At 69.3% G+C, this 20,083-nt stretch carries 1 protein-coding gene and 1 pseudogene; both read left to right on the top strand.

The genetic code is table 11. The features are described from left to right. Positions 1-44: 44 nt before the first annotated feature. Positions 45-7,478: an amino acid adenylation domain-containing protein gene (locus ACIBCN_RS33550; RefSeq protein ID WP_396995708.1), complete on the top strand. Its 7,434-nt coding sequence runs from the start codon at positions 45-47 to the stop codon at positions 7,476-7,478. 201 nt (positions 7,479-7,679) lie between these two features. Continuing rightward, positions 7,680-19,904: pseudogene (locus ACIBCN_RS33545) on the top strand (amino acid adenylation domain-containing protein); the annotation flags it as partial. Positions 19,905-20,083 lie beyond the last annotated feature (179 nt).

The raw sequence follows: 20,083 nt of genomic DNA, 5'->3' as shown, positions 1-20,083 counted from the left end.
GTAGGGCCGGGTCCTAGCTCGATGCGAGAGGTGAATGCACTCGAATGGAAACTGCCCGTCGTTCCGCTCGTGGTAGCCGTCGCCGCAGGTCGGGCAGCCCGCTGTTCGGGCAGTTGCTGACCGCCGCCGTCGAATCCGAGGCCAATGAGGTCGCCGTTCGGTTCAATCCGTCGGGTCAGCTCGACGACGAACGCCAGCTCACCTACGCCCAACTGGACGCGACCTCCTCGCGGCTGGCCAGGGAACTGATCGAGCGCGGTGTCGGCCCCGGCGACGTGGTCGCCATCGGCATCGCCCGCAGCCTCCAGTCGGTGGTCGCCGTGTGGGCCATCGCGAAGACCGGCGCGGCGTACGTGCCGGTGGATCCGGCCTACCCGACCGACCGCATCAACCACATCCTGTCCGACTCCGGCGCCACGGTCGGGCTCACCACCTCGGCCCATCGCCCGGTGCTCGGCACCGGCGTGTACTGGATCGAGCTGGACGACCCGGTGCAGGCCGCGCGGATCGCCGCCCGGCCCGAGCATCCGATCTCCTACACCGACCGGGTGCGTCCGCTGGACGAGCGGCACCCGGCCTACGTCATCTACACCTCCGGTTCGACCGGACGACCCAAGGGCGTCGTGGTCACCCACACCGGCCTGGCCGGCCTGGTGGCCGCCGAACGCGAGCACTACGGGGTGACCGCCGATTCGCGGGTGCTGCACGTGTGCTCGCCGAACTTCGATGTGTCGATCCTGGAGTTGCTGCTCGCCTTCTCGTCGGGCGCGACGCTGGTGATCGCGCCGCCGTCGGTGTTCGGCGGGTACGAGCTGGCCGATCTGCTGCGCCGCGAACAGGTCACGCACATGCTGATCACGCCGGGCGCGCTGGAATCGGTCGATCCGACCGGCCTGGACGACCTGCGGGTCGTGGTGGTTGCCGGTGACAAGTTCGGGCCCGAACTGGTCGGCCGCTGGGCCGCGGAGCGCGAGTTCTACAACGGTTACGGACCCACCGAGGCGTCCATCCTCGCGACCAGCTCGGCGCGGATGCTGCCGGACGAGCCCATCACGATCGGCTCGGCCATTCCGGGAGTCGGTGCGTTCGTGCTGGATTCGCGGCTGCGGCCGGTACCCGCCGGTGTGGTCGGCGAGCTGTACCTGTCCGGACCCGCGCTTGCGCAGGGGTATCTCGGCAAGCCCGGGCTCACCGCGGAACGCTTCGTGGCCAGCCCGTTCGGTGCCGACACCGATACGCCCGGTGCGCGGCTGTACCGCACCGGAGACCTGGTGCGCCGCATGCCGACAGCATCGCGAAGCGATTCCGCGGGGGGCGGTGGTCGGGAGACGGGTGGGCGCGAGGACGGCGGCGCCATCGAGTACCTCGGTCGTTCCGACTTCCAGGTCAAGATCCGTGGCTTCCGTATCGAACTCGGCGAGGTCGACAACGCGCTCACCGCGCACCCGGACATCGACTACGCGGCCACCCTCGGCAAGACGCTGCCGTCCGGTGCGACCGCGCTGGTGTCCTACGTGCTGCCGCGAGCCGGAACCGCCGTCGACACCGGTGAACTCGCCGAATTCATCGGAGAGTCGCTGGCCGCGTACATGATTCCGGCCGCCATCATGGTGCTCGACGAGATCCCGCTGACCCCGGTCGGCAAGCTGGACCGCGCGGCACTGCCCGCGCCGGTGTTCGCCGCCAAGGCTTTCCGTGCCCCGTCCACGCCGGTGGAGGAGATCGTCGCCGACGTGTTCGCGGCACTGCTGGTGGCGGGGGAAAAGCCGAGCGGAGCCGCGGCTGTGTCTGATGACGCGCTGACGCGCGTTGGAGTGGACGACGACTTCTTCGAACTCGGCGGCAACTCGCTGCTCGCCGCGCAGGCGGCCGCCCGGATCGGGTCGGCGCTGCAGGTGCGGGTGCCGGTGCAGCTGCTGTTCGAGGCGACCACCGTGGCCGCGCTCGCGGAACGGGTTGAGCAGCACGCGGGTTCGGCCGCCGGTCAGGCGTTGCACGCCAGGCCGCGCCCGTCCAAGGTGCCGCTGTCCTACGCGCAGCAGCGGATGTGGTTCCTGAACCGGTTCGATCCGGCCAGTGCCGTCAACAACATTCCGGCCGCGGTGCGCCTGTCCGGCCACCTCGATATCGACGCGATGCGCGCCGCCGTGCGCGACCTCACGGAGCGGCACGAGGTGCTGCGCACCCTGTATCCCGAGGTCGACGGCGAGGGCTATCAGCGGGTGCTGGCGACCGGAGATCCGCGCGCGGTACCGGAATTCGTGGTCGAGCAGGCCACCGAGACCGAGCTGCCCGGACTGGTCGCCGCGGTGGTGACCGAGGGCTTCGACGTGACGTTGGCGCCGCCCGTGCGAGTGCGGCTGCTCGAGCTGAGCGAAACCGAGCACGTGCTGGTCTGCGTGGTGCACCACATCGCGGGCGACGGTTTCTCGATGGGCCCGCTGACCCGCGACCTGATGGCCGCCTACCTGGACCGGATGCGCGGTGGCACACCGGAATGGCCGCCGCTCGAGGTGCAGTACGCCGACTACGCGATCTGGCAGCGCGAGATTCTCGGCGCCGAGGACGACCCGGAATCGGTGCTGGCCAAGCAGATCGACTACTGGCGCACCGAATTGGCCGCGCTGCCCGAGCAATTGGAGCTGCCCGCCGATCGGCCCCGTCCCGCGGTCGCGTCCAACCGTGGCGCCACGGTGGCCTTCGAGATCGGCCCCGACGTGCACGCCGCGCTGAGCCGCCTTGCGCACGGCCACAATTCGACGCTGTTCATGGTCGTGCACGCCGCGCTCGCGGTGCTGCTTGCCCGGCTGTCCGGCACCAGGGACATCGCGGTGGGCACCCCGGTGGCCGGTCGCGGTGAGGCCGCGCTCGACGACCTGATCGGCATGTTCGTCAATACCCTTGTGCTGCGCACGGATATCGATTCGGGCGCGACGTTCGACGAGCTGCTGCGCGAGGTGCGCCGGATCGACGTCGAGGCGTTCGGCCACGCCGACGTGCCGTTCGAGCGGTTGGTGGAGCTGCTGGATCCGGCGCGCTCGGCGGCGCGGCATCCGCTGTTCCAGGTGATGCTGACCTTCCAGAACCTGGCGCGCACCGAACTGGAACTGCCCGGCCTGTCCGCCTCGGCGGTGGATCTCGCGATGCCGCTGGCGAAGTTCGACCTGCAGCTGGCCCTGGTCGAGCGGATCGACAGACACGGTGCGGCGGAAGGCATTTCGGCCGCCTTCACCTACGCCACCGACCTGTTCGACGAGGCGACGGTGCAGGACTTCGCCGACCGGTTCGGCCGGATCCTTGCCGCGGTCGCCGGGGACTCCGGCAGCACCGTCGGCGATATCGACGTGCTCGCCCCCGGTGAGCGCGATTTGGTGCTGCACGAGTGGAACAGCCCGGGTGCCGCGGTGCCCGAGGTGACCCTGGTCGATCTGCTCGGCGCCCAGGCGCGCAGGCGGCCGGACGCGGGCGCGATCCGCTACGGCGACACCACGCTGACGTTCGGCGAGTTGCAGCGTCGCGCCAATAAGGTGGCTCGGGCACTGATCGCACACGGCGTCGGCCCGGAAGCGCTGGTGGCCGTTGCGGTTCCGCGTACCGAGGAGCTGCCGGTCGCACTGCTCGCGGTGCTCACCGCCGGTGCCGGGTACCTGCCGATCGACACGACCTACCCCACGCAGCGGTTGGAGTTCATGCTCGCCGATGCCGCTCCGGCGTGCATCCTGACCACCGCGAGCGAGCTGGAATCCGTTCCCGCGGGCGACATTCCGGTCATCCTGCTGGAAGATACCGCCGATTTCGCCGATGCTCCGGTGCGCGCGTCCGAGCGGACCGCACCGCTGCGGCCGGACAACCTGGCCTACGTCATCTACACCTCCGGCTCCACCGGCGTGCCCAAGGGCGTCGGCGTCGCGCACCGCAACGTGGTGCAGCTGTTCGCGAACACCCAGTCGATGTTCGAGTTCGACGAGACCGACGTGTGGACGCTGTTCCACTCGTTCGCCTTCGACTTCTCGGTGTGGGAGCTGTGGTGCGCGCTGGCCAACGGCGGCACCGTCGTCGTGGTCGACTACCTGACCTCCCGGTCGCCGGAACTGTTCCGCGAGTTGCTGATTCGCGAGCAGGTCACCGTGCTCAACCAGACCCCGTCGGCGTTCTATCAGCTCGCCGAGGCCGACCGGGCCGCGCAGACCGCCGATCAAGCCAAGTTCGCGCTGCGCTACGTCGTGTTCGGCGGTGAGGCACTGGACCTGCGCCAGCTGCAGCGCTGGTACGAGCGGCACGCGGTGGACGCGCCGTGGCTGGTCAACATGTACGGCATCACCGAAACCACGGTGCACGTGTCGTTCCTGTCGCTGGACGAGCAGATGGTCGACAACGCGGCGAGCGTCATCGGCCGCGCGCTGCCCGGCCTGGACGCCTACGTGCTCGAGGACCGGCTGCACCCGTCGCCGGTCGGCGTGGCGGGCGAGATCTATGTCGCCGGTACGCAGCTGTCCCGCGGTTACCTCGGGCGCCCCGGGCTCGCCGCGACCAGATTCGTCGCGAATCCGTTCGGCGCACCGGGATCTCGGATGTACCGCACCGGCGACATCGGCCGCTGGGTCGGCTTCGGCGGGCAGGCGACGCTCGAGTACGCCGGTCGCGGCGATCAGCAGGTGCAGTTGCGCGGCTTCCGCATCGAGCTCGGCGAGATCGAGTCGGCGCTGGCGCGCTGCCCCGGCGTGAGCCAAGCGGTGGTGCTGGTGCTCGCGGACGAGAACGCGGGCGACCGGCTCATCGGATATGTCTTGCCAGACACCGATTCTCAGCTCGACGCGGTCGAATTGCGTAGCCAGGTAGGCGAATTCCTCACCGGTTACATGGTTCCCGACGCGATCGTGGTGCTCGACGCGCTCCCGCTGACGCCCAACGGCAAGCTGGACCGAAAGGCGCTGCCCGCACCGGAATTCCTCAGTACCGCCGCCTTTCGCGCCCCGAGCTCGCCGGTCGAACAGGCCGTCGCCGAGGTGTTCGCCGGGCTGCTCGGCGCCGGCGAGATCGGCCTGGACGACGACTTCTTCGGCCTCGGCGGTAACTCGCTGCTGGCCACCAGGGTGGTCGCCCGGATCAACGAGGCGCTCGACGCGAACCTCGTGGTGCGCGAACTGTTCGAGTCGCCCACCGTCGCCGCGCTGGCCGCCCGCGTCGTGCCCGGCGCGGCCAAGGCGTCCGGCGCACGGCCACCGCTGGCTCGGATGCCGCGCACCGATCAGGTGCCGTTGTCCCTTGCCCAGCAGCGGATGTGGGTGCTCAACCAGTTCGATCCGGACTCGCCCGCCTACAACATCCCGCTCGCGATCCGGCTGTCCGGTGTGCTCGACGTGCCCGCGCTGCGCAACGCCGTCGCCGACGTGCTGGAACGGCACGAGACCCTGCGCACCCGCTACCCGGCGGATCCGTCCGGGGTGGCCTACCAGGAGATCCTCTCGGTCCGCGAGTCGCTGCCCGGTGGCCTGGAGACCGTCTCCACCGCGGATCCGATCGGCCGCATCACTGAGCTGCTGTCCACCGGATTCGATGTGACGCAACAGGTTCCGGTGCGCGCCCTATTGCTCGCGGTGGGCCCGGACGAGCACCTGCTCGCGCTGGTCGTGCACCACATCTCCGCCGACGGTGCCTCGATGGCACCGCTGGCGCGCGACCTGGTGACCGCGTATCTCGCTCGGATCGGCGGCAATTCGCCGCGCTGGTCGCCGCTGGAGGTGCAGTACGCCGACTTCGCCAGCTGGCAGCGCACCGTCATCGGCACCGACGACGACGAGAACTCGATCGCCGCACGGCAATTGGCGTATTGGCGGGAACAGCTTGCCGGACTGACCGGCGAGCTCAACCTGCCCTTGGACCGGCCACGCCCCGCGGTCCCGTCGATGCGCGGCGCCTCGACCGGCTTCGCCGTCTCGCCGGACGTGCACGCGGCGCTGGTTCGGCTTGCCCGCGAACACAATTCGACGTTGTTCATGGTCGTGCACGCCGCGCTGGCGGTGCTGCTGGCCAGGCAGTCGAACAGCAGCGATATCGCCATCGGCACGCCGATCGCGGGTCGCGGCGAACGCGCGCTGGACGAGCTGGTCGGCATGTTCGTCAACACGCTCACCCTGCGCACCGCCGTCGAGCCCAGCGTGAGCTTCGCCGAGCTGGTCGATCGGGCCCGCGAGACCGACCTGGCCGCCTTCGCCAACGCGGACATCCCGTTCGAGCGGGTCGCCGAGGTGGTCGCCGCCGGTCACGCGACCGTCTACAACCCGCTGTTCGGCGTGGTGCTGTCGTTCCAGAACAACGAGCAGCCGTCGCTGGAACTGCCCGGCCTGACGATCACCGGGCTGGACGGCGGCGAGATCGCGGCCAAGTTCGACCTGCAGGTGAACGTCGACCCGAGGCACAACGCCGACGGTGCGCCCGACGAGCTGATCACCGCGATCACCTACGCGACCGACCTCTTCGACGAATCGACGGTGCAGGCGCTGTGCCGCAGGCTGGCGCGGGTGCTGACCGCGGTGGTCGCCGATCCGCAGGTGCGAGTCGGTGACATCGACCTGCTCGACGCGCAGGAGCGCGAGCGGGTGCAGTCCGCCGCGGAATCGACGCAGGAGCCCACCGCCGCGGGCGCGACGACCACCACCGGCACGGCGCTGACCCAGGCGCTGACCGCTGTGGTCGAGGACGACCCGGACGGACCGGCGCTGGTCTTCGGCGAGGACGCGGTGTCGTACCAGGAACTCGACGCCCGCTCGTCCCGGCTCGCACGCGTGCTCGCCGCGCGCGGCTGCGGCCCCGGCGACGGTGTCGCGCTCCGGTTCGACCGCGGTGTCGACGCGGTCGTCGCGACCTGGGCCGTGCTCAAGGCCGGTGCCGCGGTGGTGCCGCTCGCGTCGGCGGACGCGCCGATTCCGGCCGGACCGGTGGTCAAGGTCGGGCTCACGAACGCCGCGGCGGCCGCGACAGGCGATGTCGATTGGCTCGTGCTCGACGATCCGGCGGTGGCCGCGCAGATAGCGGCCGAGTCGCCACGGCCGGTCACCTACGCGCACCGCACGCGCGTGCTGCGTGGCACCGACCCGGCCTTCGTCGGGGCCCGCACGCTCGGCTACGACCAGGTGGCGGGCGCGGCGGACCAGCTGCGCTCGGGCACCGAGCTGACCTTCGAATCGCGCACCTTCCAGTTCGGCGGACCCGCGGAGCTGGCGTTGATCGAGGTGGTGGCGGCGGGATCCTGCGGTGCCTCCATGGTGCTCGTGCCCGGCGATGCCGACCTGACCGAGGCGCTGGCCGACGAGTGGGTCAGCCACCTGCTGACCGACCGCGCGGGAGCCAGTACCCTCGATCCGGCGGCCCTGGAGGATCTGCGGGCCGTGGTGCTCGCCGACGGCGGCGATGTCAGTAGCGCATGGACGCAGGTGGCGACGGTTGTCGCCCTGTCCGATCTGCTGCGTGCGGGGTAAAACCCAGCTGGTACCGGGTGCAAGCCCCTAAAAACATGACTAGGGTCACTCGGGACCGGTTCGCCGAATCAGAGCGGCCGCCGCAAGGTGTGGCTTCAACATGTTCGACAGGCAGGATGAGCAGAGTTTCATGGTTCGTGTTTTGGGGGACGTGCGTCCGAATGCTCGGCGGGGAAGCAAGACCCTGGCACCGGTGAACGCATGACGCGTTCCGCTCGTGTCCGTCCAGCTCGGACCAGGCGACCCCGGGTCATCACGCTGCCACAGCTGATGGCCACCGCCGTCGAGGCGAACCCGGACGGCATCGCCCTCACCTACGCCGACGCCACAGCGACACTGGCGCAACTGAGCTACGCCGAGCTCGACGAGCGGTCGACCCGTTTGGCGCGGCTGCTGATCGAGCGCGGCGTCGGCCCGGAAGATCTTGTCGCGATCGGCGTTCCGCGCTCGATCGACTCCGTGGTCGCGGTCTGGGCGGTGGCCAAGTCGGGCGCGGGCTTCGTGCCGGTGGACCCGAACTATCCGGCCGACCGCATCGAACACATGGTGAAGGACTCGGGCGCGGTCTTCGGCGTGACCACCGCGCAGGCCGCCACCCAGCTGCCTGGACAGGTCGAATGGCTCGTCATCGATAGTGATGCGACGCTGACTTCGCTCGAGCGGCACTCGACCGAACCGATCACCAATGCCGATCGGGTGCGCCAGCTGCGCGCCGAGCATCCGGCCTGGGTGATCTACACCTCCGGTTCGACCGGCGCGCCGAAGGGCGTGGTGGCCACCCAGGCGGGCATCGCCGGGTTCTGCGAGGAACAGCGCACCCACTACGGCGTCACCAGTACCGCACGGACCCTGCACTTTTCGTCGCCGTCGTTCGACGCGTCGATGCTGGAGCTGCTGCTCGCCCTCGGCGGCGCGGCGACCATGGTCGTGGTGGCGCCGACGGTGTTCGGCGGCGACGACCTTGCCGAGCTGCTGCGCCGCGAGCGGGTGACCCACGCCTTCATCACGCCGGCCGCGCTGGCCTCGATCGATCCCGCCGGGCTCGACGATCTGGGCGTGGTCGCGGTCGGTGGCGAGGCCTGGCCGCCGGATCTGGTGCGGCGCTGGATACTTCCGGTCACCGGCGGCGTTCGCGCACTCTTCAACGTCTACGGGCCCACCGAGACCACGATCGTGGTGAATATCGGCGAGCCGCTGGTGCTCGACGCCCCGCTGACCATGGGCGGCCCGATTCGCGGTGTCACCGAATACGTGCTGGACGAGCGGCTTTCGCCGGTGCCGGACGGCGTGATCGGCGAGCTGTACATCGCGGGCGCGCAGGTGGCGCGCGGCTACCACGAACGACCGGCGCTCACCGCCGGTCGGTTCGTGGCGAACCCGTTCGACCCCAACGGCTCTCGGTTGTATCGCTCGGGTGACCTGGTCCGCTGGACCGCGGGTGGTCGACTGGAGTACGCGGGGCGCAACGATTTCCAGGTGAAGGTGCGTGGTTTCCGCATCGAACTCGGCGAGATCGACGCGGTGCTCGCCACCCACGAGAGCGTCGACTTCGCGGTCACCGTCGGCCACCAGCTCGATAGCGGGACAACGATTCTGGCCTCCTACGTGCTGGCCGCCCCCGGCTCGACGGTGGACACCGACGAGCTGATCGCGGCCGCCGAGCAGCGGTTGCCCGCGCACATGGTGCCGACCACGATCACGGTTCTCGACGAGATCCCGCTGTCGCCGACCGGCAAGCTGGACCGGCGGGCACTGCCTGCGCCGCAGCTGCAGACCAAGGAATTCCGCGCGCCGAGTGGCGAACTGGAGCAACTGGTCGCGCACGTCTTCGCGGAACTGCTGGACACCGGTGCCGACATCGGTGCCGACGACGACTTCTTCGAGCTCGGCGGCAACTCGCTGATCGCCACCAAGGTGGTGGCCAGGATCGGCGCGCAGATCGGCGCGCGGGTACCCGCGCGGACGGTCTTCGAGGCGCCGACCGTGGCCGGTTTGGCGGCCAGGCTCGCCCCGTTCACGGGGTCGGGCGGGCGGCAGGCGCTGGCGCCCATGCCGCGCCCCGAACATATTCCGCTGTCGCTGGCGCAGCAGCGGATGTGGTTCCTGAACCAGTTCGACACGGCGTCGGCGGCGAACAACATTCCGTTCGCGATCCGGCTCTCCGGCGCGCTGGACGTGTCCGCGCTGCGGGCCGCGGTCGCCGATCTGGTCGAGCGGCACGAGACCTTGCGCACGGTGTACCCGGCGGTGGACGGCACCGGCTACCAGGTGGTATTGCCTGCGGCGCAGGCGATTCCGGAGCTGGCGGTGACCGAGGTCGCCGAGTCCGAGCTGCCGAACAGGCTGGCCGAGTTCATGCTGGCCGGGTTCGACGTGGCGGCCGAGGTGCCGCTGCGGATGGCGCTGCTGCAGTTGGGCGTCGACGACTACGTTCTCGCGGTGGTCGTGCACCACATCGCGGCCGACGGCACCTCGATGGCGCCGATGGTGCAGGACCTGACCGTCGCGTACTTCGCGCGTGCCGAGGGGGACGCGCCAGGCTGGGCGCCATTGCCCGTGCAGTACGCCGATTACGCCCTGTGGCAGCGCGCGATGCTCGGCGACGAGAACGATCCTCGGTCGGTGGCCGCCGAACAGATCGGTTACTGGCGAACGGCATTGGCGGGGCTGCCCGGCAGGCTCGAGCTGCCGACGGATCGGCCGCGCCCCGCGCTGGCGTCCGGCCGCGGCGGCGTCTACACGTTCGAGGTGGACGCCCAGACCAGGGCCAAGCTAGACGCGCTCGCGCACGACACGGGCGCCTCGCTGTTCATGGTGGTGCACGCAGCCTTCGCGGCATTGCTGGCCAGGCTGTCGGGTTCGAGCGATATCGCCATCGGCACGCCGGTGGCGGGCCGCGGCGAGGCGGAGCTGGACGGCCTGATCGGCATGTTCGTCAATATGCTGGTGCTGCGCACCGAGAATGTGCCCGGCGCGTCGTTCCGTGAACTGGTCGAGTCGGCCAAAAAGGTTGATCTCGCGGCGTTTTCGCACGTGGAGCTGCCGTTCGAGCGGCTCGTCGAGGTGCTCGATCCGGCGCGTTCGCAGGCACACCACCCGCTGTTCCAGGTCGCGCTGTTCTTCCAGAACATGGACAAGCCCGCGTTGGAACTACCGGGGCTGTCGGCTGCGGCGCTGGATCTGGACGGCGCGGCGGCCAAGTTCGACCTGCAGTTGACCGTTACCCCGCAAGACGGCGAAAACGCCGGTCTGTCGGCCATGTTCAGCTACGCAACGGACCTGTTCGACGAGGCGACGGTGGCGCGCTTCGCCGCCAGGATGCGCCGACTGCTGCGCGCGGTCACGGCGGATCCCGACCGGGCGGTGGGCGATGCCGATCTGCTGTCGCTGGTCGAGCGGGATCGAATCCTGTTCGAGTGGAACGACACCCGGCAGCGGGTCGCGCCGCATCTGCTGCTCGACGGCTATCGGCGGGCGGCGGCCGCGCATCCGGAGGCCGTCGCGGTGGTCTACGAAGGCACTGAGCTGACGTATGGCGAGTTCGATGGGCGGGTCAACCAGCTTGCTCGGTTGTTGATTTCGCAGGGTGTGGGTGCGGAGTCGTTGGTGGGTCTGGCGATTCGGCGTTCGCTGGATCTTGTTGTCGGTATGTATGCGATCGTGACGGCTGGTGGTGCGTATGTGCCGTTGGATCCGGATCATCCGGCCGAGCGGATCGCGCACATTCTCGATACCGCGCAACCCGCCTGTGTCGTCACAACTTCCGGCGACGCTGTCGCCCTGCCGGACGGCGTGGCCGCGGTCGCCATCGATGCCGCCGACCTGGCGCGGTTCGACGGTGCGCCGGTCCGCGCGGACGAGCTGCTCCGGCCGGTCTCGCCGCTGAACCCCGCGTACGTCATCTTCACCTCCGGTTCCACCGGTCGCCCCAAGGGCGTCGCGGTGTCGCACGCGGCGATCAACAACCAGATCGAATGGATGCTGGCCGAGTATCCGCTCAACCAGGACGACGTCTATCTGCAGAAGACCGCGACCACGTTCGACGTGTCGCTGTGGGGCTTCTTCATGCCGCTGCGGGTGGGCGCCAAGCTGGTCGTCGCGACCCCGGACGGCCATCGTGACCCGGCGTATGTCGCGGATACCATTGTCGCGCAGTCGGTCACGGTCACCGACTTCGTGCCGTCGATGCTGACGATCTTCGCGGCGCACACCGCCAAGGGTGCGGTGCCGACGCTGGAGCAGATCTTCGTGATCGGTGAGGCGTTGCCGCCGGAGACGGTCACCGCGCTGCACGCGGTGATCGACGCCGATGTGCACAACCTCTACGGACCCACCGAGGCCGCGGTATCGGTGACCTACTGGCCCGCCGAAGGTTCGGATACCCGGTCGGTGCCGATCGGGTTGCCGCAGTGGAACACCCGCGTCTACGTGCTCGATGCCCGACTCCGCCCGGTGCCCGACGGTGTGGCGGGCGAGCTGTACCTGGCCGGTGACCAACTGGCACGCGGATATGTCCGGCGGCCGGATCTGACCGCGGATCGCTTCGTGGCCAATCCGTTCGGCACCGGTCAGCGCATGTATCGCACCGGCGATCTGGTGGTGTGGCGCAAGGCTTCCGGCGCGGACGCCGACGAGGACATGGTGCTCGACTACCTCGGGCGCACCGACTTCCAGGTGAAGTTCCGTGGCCAGCGCATCGAGCTCGGCGAGATCGAAACCGCGATACTGGCTCATTCCTCGGTTAGCCAAGCCGTTGCGCTCGTCAGTCAGTCGACCCTCGGTGACCAGCTGGTGGCCTACGCGGTCGCCGCGCCCGACGCCAGGATCGAGCCGCAGGAGTTGCGGGCCGCGATCGCGGAAACGCTGCCCACCTACATGGTTCCGGCCGCCATCGTCGCGCTCGACGCGTTCCCGCTGAATCCTAGCGGAAAGCTGGATCGCAAGGCGCTGCCCGAGCCGATGTTCACCGCGCGCGAATTCCGCTCGCCCGCAACGGCGGTCGAGGAGATTGTGGCCGGCGTGTTCGGTGAGGTGCTCGGGCTCACCAGGGTCGGCGCGGACGATGATTTCTTCGCGCTCGGCGGCAATTCGCTGATCGCCACCCAGGTGGTGGCGCGGCTCGGTGCCGCCGTCGGCGGCCGGGTGCCGGTCCGGACGCTGTTCGAGGCGCCGACCGTGGCCGGCCTCGCGGCGGTGATGGACTCGCAGGTGCACGGTCGTCCCGGCGTCGAGCTCGGCAGCATCGCGCGACCGGACGAGCTGCCGCTGTCGCTGGCGCAGCGCCGGATGTGGTTCCTCAACCGCTTCGACCAGTCCGACGACGAGACGGCCGGATCGGCCGCCTACAACCTGCCGTTCGCCTTGCGGCTTATCGGGGCGCTGGATGTCGCGGCGCTCGGTGCGGCACTGCACGATGTGGTGGCACGGCACGAGGTGCTGCGCACCGTGTACCCGGAAACGGCCGCCGGCCCGATCCAGGTTGTGTTGCCGCCCAACGGGATCACCCTGGATGTCGCGCCGCGACTGCTCGGCGAGGCCGACGTGGCGAGCGCGGTATACGCGCTGGCGTCGAGTTCGTTCGATGTGACCGCCGAGGTCCCGGTGCGGGTCGCCCTCCTGCAGGTTGATGGCCAGGCGGACACGTATGTGCTTGCCGTCGTGGTGCATCACATCGCCGCCGACGGGTCCTCGATGGGTCCGCTGGTGCGTGACGTGATGATCGCCTACGCCGCGCGGACCGCGGGCGACGCCCCGAGCTGGGCACCACTGCGGGTGCAGTATGCCGATTACGCGCTGTGGCAGCGTGCGGTGCTCGGCAACGAAGCCGATGCCGAATCGATTGCCGCGCAGCAGATCAGCTTCTGGCGCGCACACCTGGCGGAGCTGCCGGATCTGCTGGAGCTGCCGACGGATCGGCCGCGTCCCGCCATCGCGTCGATGGCCGGTGCCCGGGTCGACATACAGATCGACGCGGCCACCCACGCCGGGCTCGTGGAACTCGCTCGCGCACAGGGCGCGACGCTGTTCATGGTTGTGCACACCGCGCTGGCCGTCTTGCTGGCCCGGCTCTCGGGTTCGGCCGATGTCGCCATCGGTACCCCGCTGGCCGGTCGTGGCGAGCGTGAGCTGGATGATCTGATCGGCATGTTCGTGAATACGGTGGTGTTCCGGACGCAGTTCGAGTCGGCTGAACCGTTCGTCGAATTGCTCAGCAGGCAGCGGGAATCCGATCTGCAGGCGTTCGCGCACGCGGATATCCCGTTCGAGCGGTTGGTGGAGGTGCTCAACCCGCCGCGTTCGACCGCGCATCATCCGTTGTTCCAGGTGGGCTTGTCGTTCCAGAACATCGCCCGCGCCGCGCTCGAACTGCCCGGCCTCGCGGTGTCGGGGCTGGACGCGGATCTGGCTGTGTCGCAGTTCGATCTGCACCTGATCGTGGGCGACGGCTACGACGAGTCCGGTGTGCCGACCGGCATGGGTGGGTTCTTCACCTACGCGACAGACCTTTTCGACGCCGCCACGGTGCAGGGCTTCGCCGACCGGTTCGCGCGGATCCTCGCCGCCGTGGTGGCGGACGCGACGACGCCGGTCGGGGATATCGAGGTGCTCGACGAGGTCGAGCGCGACGACGTGCTGGCGGGGTGGAACGCCACCGAGCAGCAGGTCGACGAGTCGGCGACCTTGGTCTCGCTATTGGATGCCGCGGTAGCCGCCGACCCGCGCTCCGTGGCGCTCGTAGTCGATCTGCCGACCGGACGCGAGAAGGTGACCTACGCCGAGCTGGATGCTCGGGTGAATCGTCTTGCGCGGCATTTGATCTCGATCGGTGTCGGGCCGGAGTCGCGGGTCGCGCTCGCGTTCCGGCGTTCGGTCGACTTGATCGTGGCGATGTATGCCGTGGCGAAGTCCGGTGGCGCGTATGTGCCGGTGGACCCGGCTCAGGCTGCCGAGCGGACGAGTTACATCCTCGAGACCGCGGCGCCGGTGTGTGTGCTGACCAATGTCGATGCCGAGTTCGATATTGATGTCGCGCCTTTGGTGCGGATCGATGAGATCGATCTCGAGGGGCTGGATGCTTCCCCGGTCACCGACGCCGACCGTGTCGCGCCGCTGCGTGCGGAGAACACGGCCTACGTGATCTTCACGTCGGGTTCGACGGGTCGTCCGAAGGGTGTTGCGGTTTCGCATGGCGCGATCGCGAATCAGTTGCAGTGGAAGGTCACCGAGTTCGGTCTCGATGCCGCCGATGCGATTCTGCTGAAGACCGCTGCCACCTTCGACCTTTCGGTGTGGGAGTTCTGGTCGGCCGCGGTGTGTGGTGGCCGACTTGTCATCGCCGCGCCCGATGGTCATCAGGACCCGGCCTACCTCAACGAGCTGATGGCTCGCGAGTGGGTGACCACGCTGCATGTGGTGCCGTCGATGCTCGACGCACTGACCAACGGCGATTTCCCCACCTCGCTGTGGCGGGTATTGGCGATCGGCGAGGCGCTGCCTGCCGGACTGGCGCAGCGCTTCCTGCGCGACTACCCCCGCGTCGAGCTGTTCAACCTGTACGGCCCGACCGAGGCCGCGGTGTCCATCACGAGCCACCGGGTCACCCGGAACGACCAGGCGTCGGTGCCTGTTGGCGCACCGGAGTGGAACAGCCAGGTCTTCGTGCTGGATTCGCGGCTGCGGCCGGTGCCGGTGGGTGTCTCCGGCGAGCTCTATCTGGCCGGTGCACAGCTGGCGCGGGGTTACTTCGGCCGGGCGGATCTGACCGCGGATCGGTTCGTGGCCAACCCGTTCCAGCCCGGTGTCCGGATGTATCGCACCGGTGACCTGGTGGCGTGGCAGGCCTCCGGTGAGCTGGAGTACCGGGGCCGCACCGACTTCCAGGTGAAGATCCGTGGTTTCCGCATCGAGCTCGCCGAGATCGAGGCCGCGCTGCTCGCACTGCCGGAGATCGCACAGACCGCCGTCATCGCCAAGTCGGATCCGCGCACCGGTGATCGCCTGATCGGCTACCTCGTCCCCGCGGGGACCGATGTCGATGTGGCACAGGTGAAGTCGGCGCTGACCGCTGGTTTGCCGTCGTACATGGTGCCCTCGGCGTTCGTGGTGCTCGAGGCGCTGCCGTTGAACGTGAACGGCAAGCTGGATCGAAAGGCGTTGCCGGAGCCGGAGTTCGAGGCTCAGGCGTTTCGTGCGCCGTCGACGCCGATCGAGGAGATCGTGGCGTCGGTGTATGCCGAGGTGCTCGGTGTGGAGCAGGTCGGCGCGGACGACGACTTCTTCGGTCTCGGCGGTAACTCGCTGCTGGCCACTCAGGTCGCCGCCCGCATCGGTGCCGCGCTGGATTCGCGGGTCCCCGTTCGTACTCTGTTCGAGGCGTCCACCGTCGCCGGTCTGGCGCGCAAGGTCGAACAGCACGCGGGCACCGGCGGCCGCAAGGCCCTCGTCGCAGGCCAACGCCCGGAACGGATTCCGCTGTCGCTGGCACAGCAGCGCATGTGGTTCCTGAACCAGTTCGACACCGGTTCCGCCGTCTACAACATCCCGGCCGCCATCCGCCTTTCCGGCGAGCTCGACGTCGCCGCGCTGCACTCGGCGGTGACCGACCTGGTCGGCCGCCACGAGATCCTGCGCACCACCTACCCGCAGACCGGGCAGGGACCGGTGCAGTCCATCGCCACGCAGGTACCGGTCGACCTCACTCCCGTGCGGATCGGCGCAGCGGAGGTGGCGGACGCGGTATACCGCACCGTCGCCGCAGGTTTCGACGTCACCACCGAGGTTCCGTTCCGCGCCAAGCTGTTCCAGGTCACCGACACCGCCGACTACGTCCTGGTCTTCGTGGCGCACCACATCAGCGCCGACGGCTGGTCCATGGGCCCGCTGACCCGCGACCTGATGCTGGCCTATGCCGCCCGCACCAGCGGCCAGGTTCCGGCCTGGGAGCCGCTTCCGGTCCAGTACGCGGACTACAGCATCTGGCAGCGCGACGTGCTCGGCGACGAGGACGACCCGCAAAGCCTGATCGCCAAGCAGGCCGACTACTGGCGCACCACGCTGGCCGCGCTGCCGGACGAACTGGCCATCCCCGCCGATCGTCCGCGACCCACGGCCGCCTCGTACCAGGGCGCGACGCTGGATCTCGAGATCGACGCGGACCTGCACGCCGCCCTCGACCGCGTTGCCAAGCAGCACAATTCGACCCTGTTCATGGTGGTGCACGCCGCACTCGCGGTGCTGCTCGCGCGGCTGTCCGGCACCACCGACATCGCCATCGGCACCCCGGTCGCCGGTCGCGGCGAGGCCGAACTCGACGACATGATCGGCATGTTCGTCAACACCCTGGTGCTGCGCAACGAGATCGCGCCGGGCTCCACCTTCGACGCGTTGCTCGCCGACGTGCGAGACACCGACGTCGCGGCCTTCGGCCACGCCGACCTGCCGTTCGAGCGCCTGGTCGAACTGCTCGACCCGGTCCGCTCGGCGGCCAGGCACCCGCTGTTCCAGGTGATGCTGGTCTTCCAGAACCTGGCCACGGCCTCGCTCGAACTGCCCGGTCTCACCGTGTCCGGCATTGATCCGCAGGTTCAGGTCGCCAAGTTCGACCTACAGCTCACCGTCGCGGAACAGCCGGACACCCAAGGCATGTCGGCGATCCTCAGCTACGCGACCGACCTGTTCGACGCCGCGACGGTGCAGAACTTCGCCGACCGGTTCCATCGCATCCTCACCGCGGTGGCCGCCGATGCCGCGGTAGTGGTGGGCGATATCGACATGCTCGCCGCCGGCGAAGCCGAACTCGTGCTGCACGAATGGAATTCACTCGGAGCCTGGGTGCCCGGTGCCACCCTGCCCGGCCTGATCGCCGATCAGGTCTGGCGCCGCCCCGACGCGGTCGCCATCCGCTTCGGTGACCGCACGCTGACCTTCCGCGAGCTGCAGCATCGCGCGAATCAGGTCGCCCGAGCACTGATCGCCCAGGGCGCGGGCCCGGAATCGCTGGTGGCCGTTGCGGTGCCACGCACCGAGGAGCTGCCGGTCGCCCTGCTCGGCGTGCTCGCGACCGGCGCCGCCTACCTGCCGATCGACTCCGCCTACCCGGCGCAGCGGCTGGAATTCATGCTCGCCGACGCCGCCCCGGTCTGCGTGCTGACCACGGCGGACGAGCGCGCCGCGGTGCCCACCGGTGACCTGCCCGTCGTCTTGTTCGAGGAGACAACGGCATTCGCCGACGCACCGATCCACGATGCCGACCGGCTCGCACCGCTGCACCCCGACAATCTGGCCTACGTCATCTACACGTCCGGTTCCACCGGCGTGCCGAAGGGCGTCGGCGTCGCGCACCGCAATGTCGTCGAACTGTTCGCGAACACCCAAACCCTGTTCCGCTTCGATGAACACGATGTCTGGACGCTGTTCCATTCCTTCGCGTTCGACTTCTCGGTGTGGGAACTGTGGTGCGGTCTCGCGCACGGCGGCTCGGTCGTGGTGGTCGACTATGTCACCTCGCGGTCGCCGGAACAGTTCCGCGAGTTGCTGATTCGCGAACGCGTGACCGTGCTGAACCAAACCCCGTCCGCCTTCTACCAATTGGTGGAGGCCGACCGGGCCGCCGACCCGGCTGAGCTGGCGCTTCGCTACGTCGTGTTCGGCGGCGAGGCCCTGGACCTGCGCAAGCTCGAGCGCTGGTACGAACGACACGGCGCGACAACTCGTTTGGTCAACATGTACGGCATCACCGAGACCACGGTGCACGTGTCGTTCCTGCCGCTGCGGGAGCGGGATCGGCACAACGCGGCCAGCGTCATCGGCCGCGCGATCCCCGGCCTGGACGCCTTTGTGCTCGACCCGCGCCTGCACCCGACTCCGCTCGACGTGCCGGGCGAGATCCACGTCGTCGGCGCGCAACTGTCTCGCGGTTACCTGGGCAAGCCGGGTCTCACCGCGGCCAGGTTCGTGGCAAACCCGTTCGGCGCGCCCGGTTCTCGCATGTACCGGACCGGCGACGTCGGCCGCTGGCGGGACCGCGGTGACAAGGCGCTCCTCGAATACGCCGGTCGCAGCGACCAGCAGGTGCAGCTGCGCGGCTTCCGCATCGAACTCGGCGAGATCGAGGCGGCGCTGGTGCGCTGCGACGGTGTGAATCAGGCCGTCGCACTGGTCCGTTCGGATTCACACGGCGACAGGCTCATCGGTTACGTCGTGTCCGACGGCGCCGCGATCATTGATCCGGCGACCGTCCGTTCCGAGGTCGGCCGGTTCCTCACCGGCTACATGGTCCCGGACGCGATCGTGGTGCTGGACGCGCTCCCGCTGACACCGAACGGCAAGCTCGACCAGAAGGCGCTGCCCGCACCGGAATTCGTCAGCGCGCGCGTTTTCCGCGCGCCGAGCACGCCGCTGGAGCAGACCATCGCCGCGGTCTTCGCCGACCTGCTCGGCGCCGAAACAGTCGGCCTCGACGACGATTTCTTCGCACTCGGCGGCAACTCGCTGCTGGCCGCGCAGGCCGTCGGCCGACTGCGCGACGCCGTCGGTGCGACGGTCAGCGTGCAGTGGTTCTTCACCGACGCCACGGTGGCCGGCCTCGCCGCACGGATCGACACGCAGGCAGCGGGGGAGACTGACCCGAACGCGGCGATGAACGTCCTGCTGCCGATCCGCACCGCGGGCGCCGCGGCACCGCTGTTCTGCCTGCACCCGATGTACGGCCTGGCCTGGAGCTACGCCGGGCTCACTCAGCACCTGCCCGCCGATCAGCCGATCTACGGCGTGCAGTCGCCTGCCCTGTCCGAGGACGGCGACCTGCCCGGCTCGATCGCCGAGCTGGCGCACCGCTACATCGCCGAGATCAGGACCGTGCAACCGCAGGGCCCGTACCGGCTGCTCGGCTGGTCGCTCGGTGGTGTGCTCGCGCACGCGATCGCCACCGAGTTGCAGGCCGCCGGCGAGCAGGTCGCGCTGCTGGCCATGATGGACAGCCACCCGAACCCCGACGTCGCGGGCTTCCGCGCGGCGGTGCGCGGCGCGCTGGCCGAACTCGGGCTCGGCGGCGACCTGATCGGGGCCGAGGACGACATCTACGACCTCAGCGACCAGGCGCTGGCCGCGCTGCACGCGATGATCCCGCCGGAATTGGTCGCCCTGACCCCCGAACGGTTGCGGCGGATCTATCGCAGCGCGGTCCGCTCGGCCGAACTGATCGCCGAGCATCGCCCAGGGGTGTTCGACGGCACGTTGGAGTACTTCAGCGCGGCGGTGGCCGACCCCGCGGATGTGCTTCGCGCCACGTCGACCGACTGGTCGCCGCACGTGACGGGCGCGGTGGTCGATCGGCCGGTCGGCGTGACGCACGCGCGGATGACCGCGCCGGAGGCACTGGCCGAGATCGGCGCGGAGCTGGCGATTCTGCTCGGTCGGCTGAGCTGAGCAGGTCCTGCCGACGTCGGGTCACCAATCGCGCGTTGGCAGGGAATAATCATTCCCGGCGCGCGTTTCGCGCGGTCGGATCGCGATCCGCGGTACGGATCGCACGGCCTGTGTTCGGCGTGAGCCGGTGGGGTCGGTAACGATGGGCATACGCGCGTTCGATGATCATGGGGGCGGGG

The sequence above is a fragment of the Nocardia sp. NPDC051052 genome, from assembly GCF_044456045.1.
GTDB lineage: Bacteria > Actinomycetota > Actinomycetes > Mycobacteriales > Mycobacteriaceae > Nocardia.
Note: the sequence above shows the minus strand (reverse complement) of the source record. Positions and strands in the feature narration are given on the sequence as shown.

Coding starts and splice junctions, on each gene's coding strand:
- ACIBCN_RS33550 (WP_396995708.1), top strand. CDS start 45: ATGGAAACTGCCCGTCGTTCCGCTCGTGGTAGCCGTCGCCGCAGGTCG.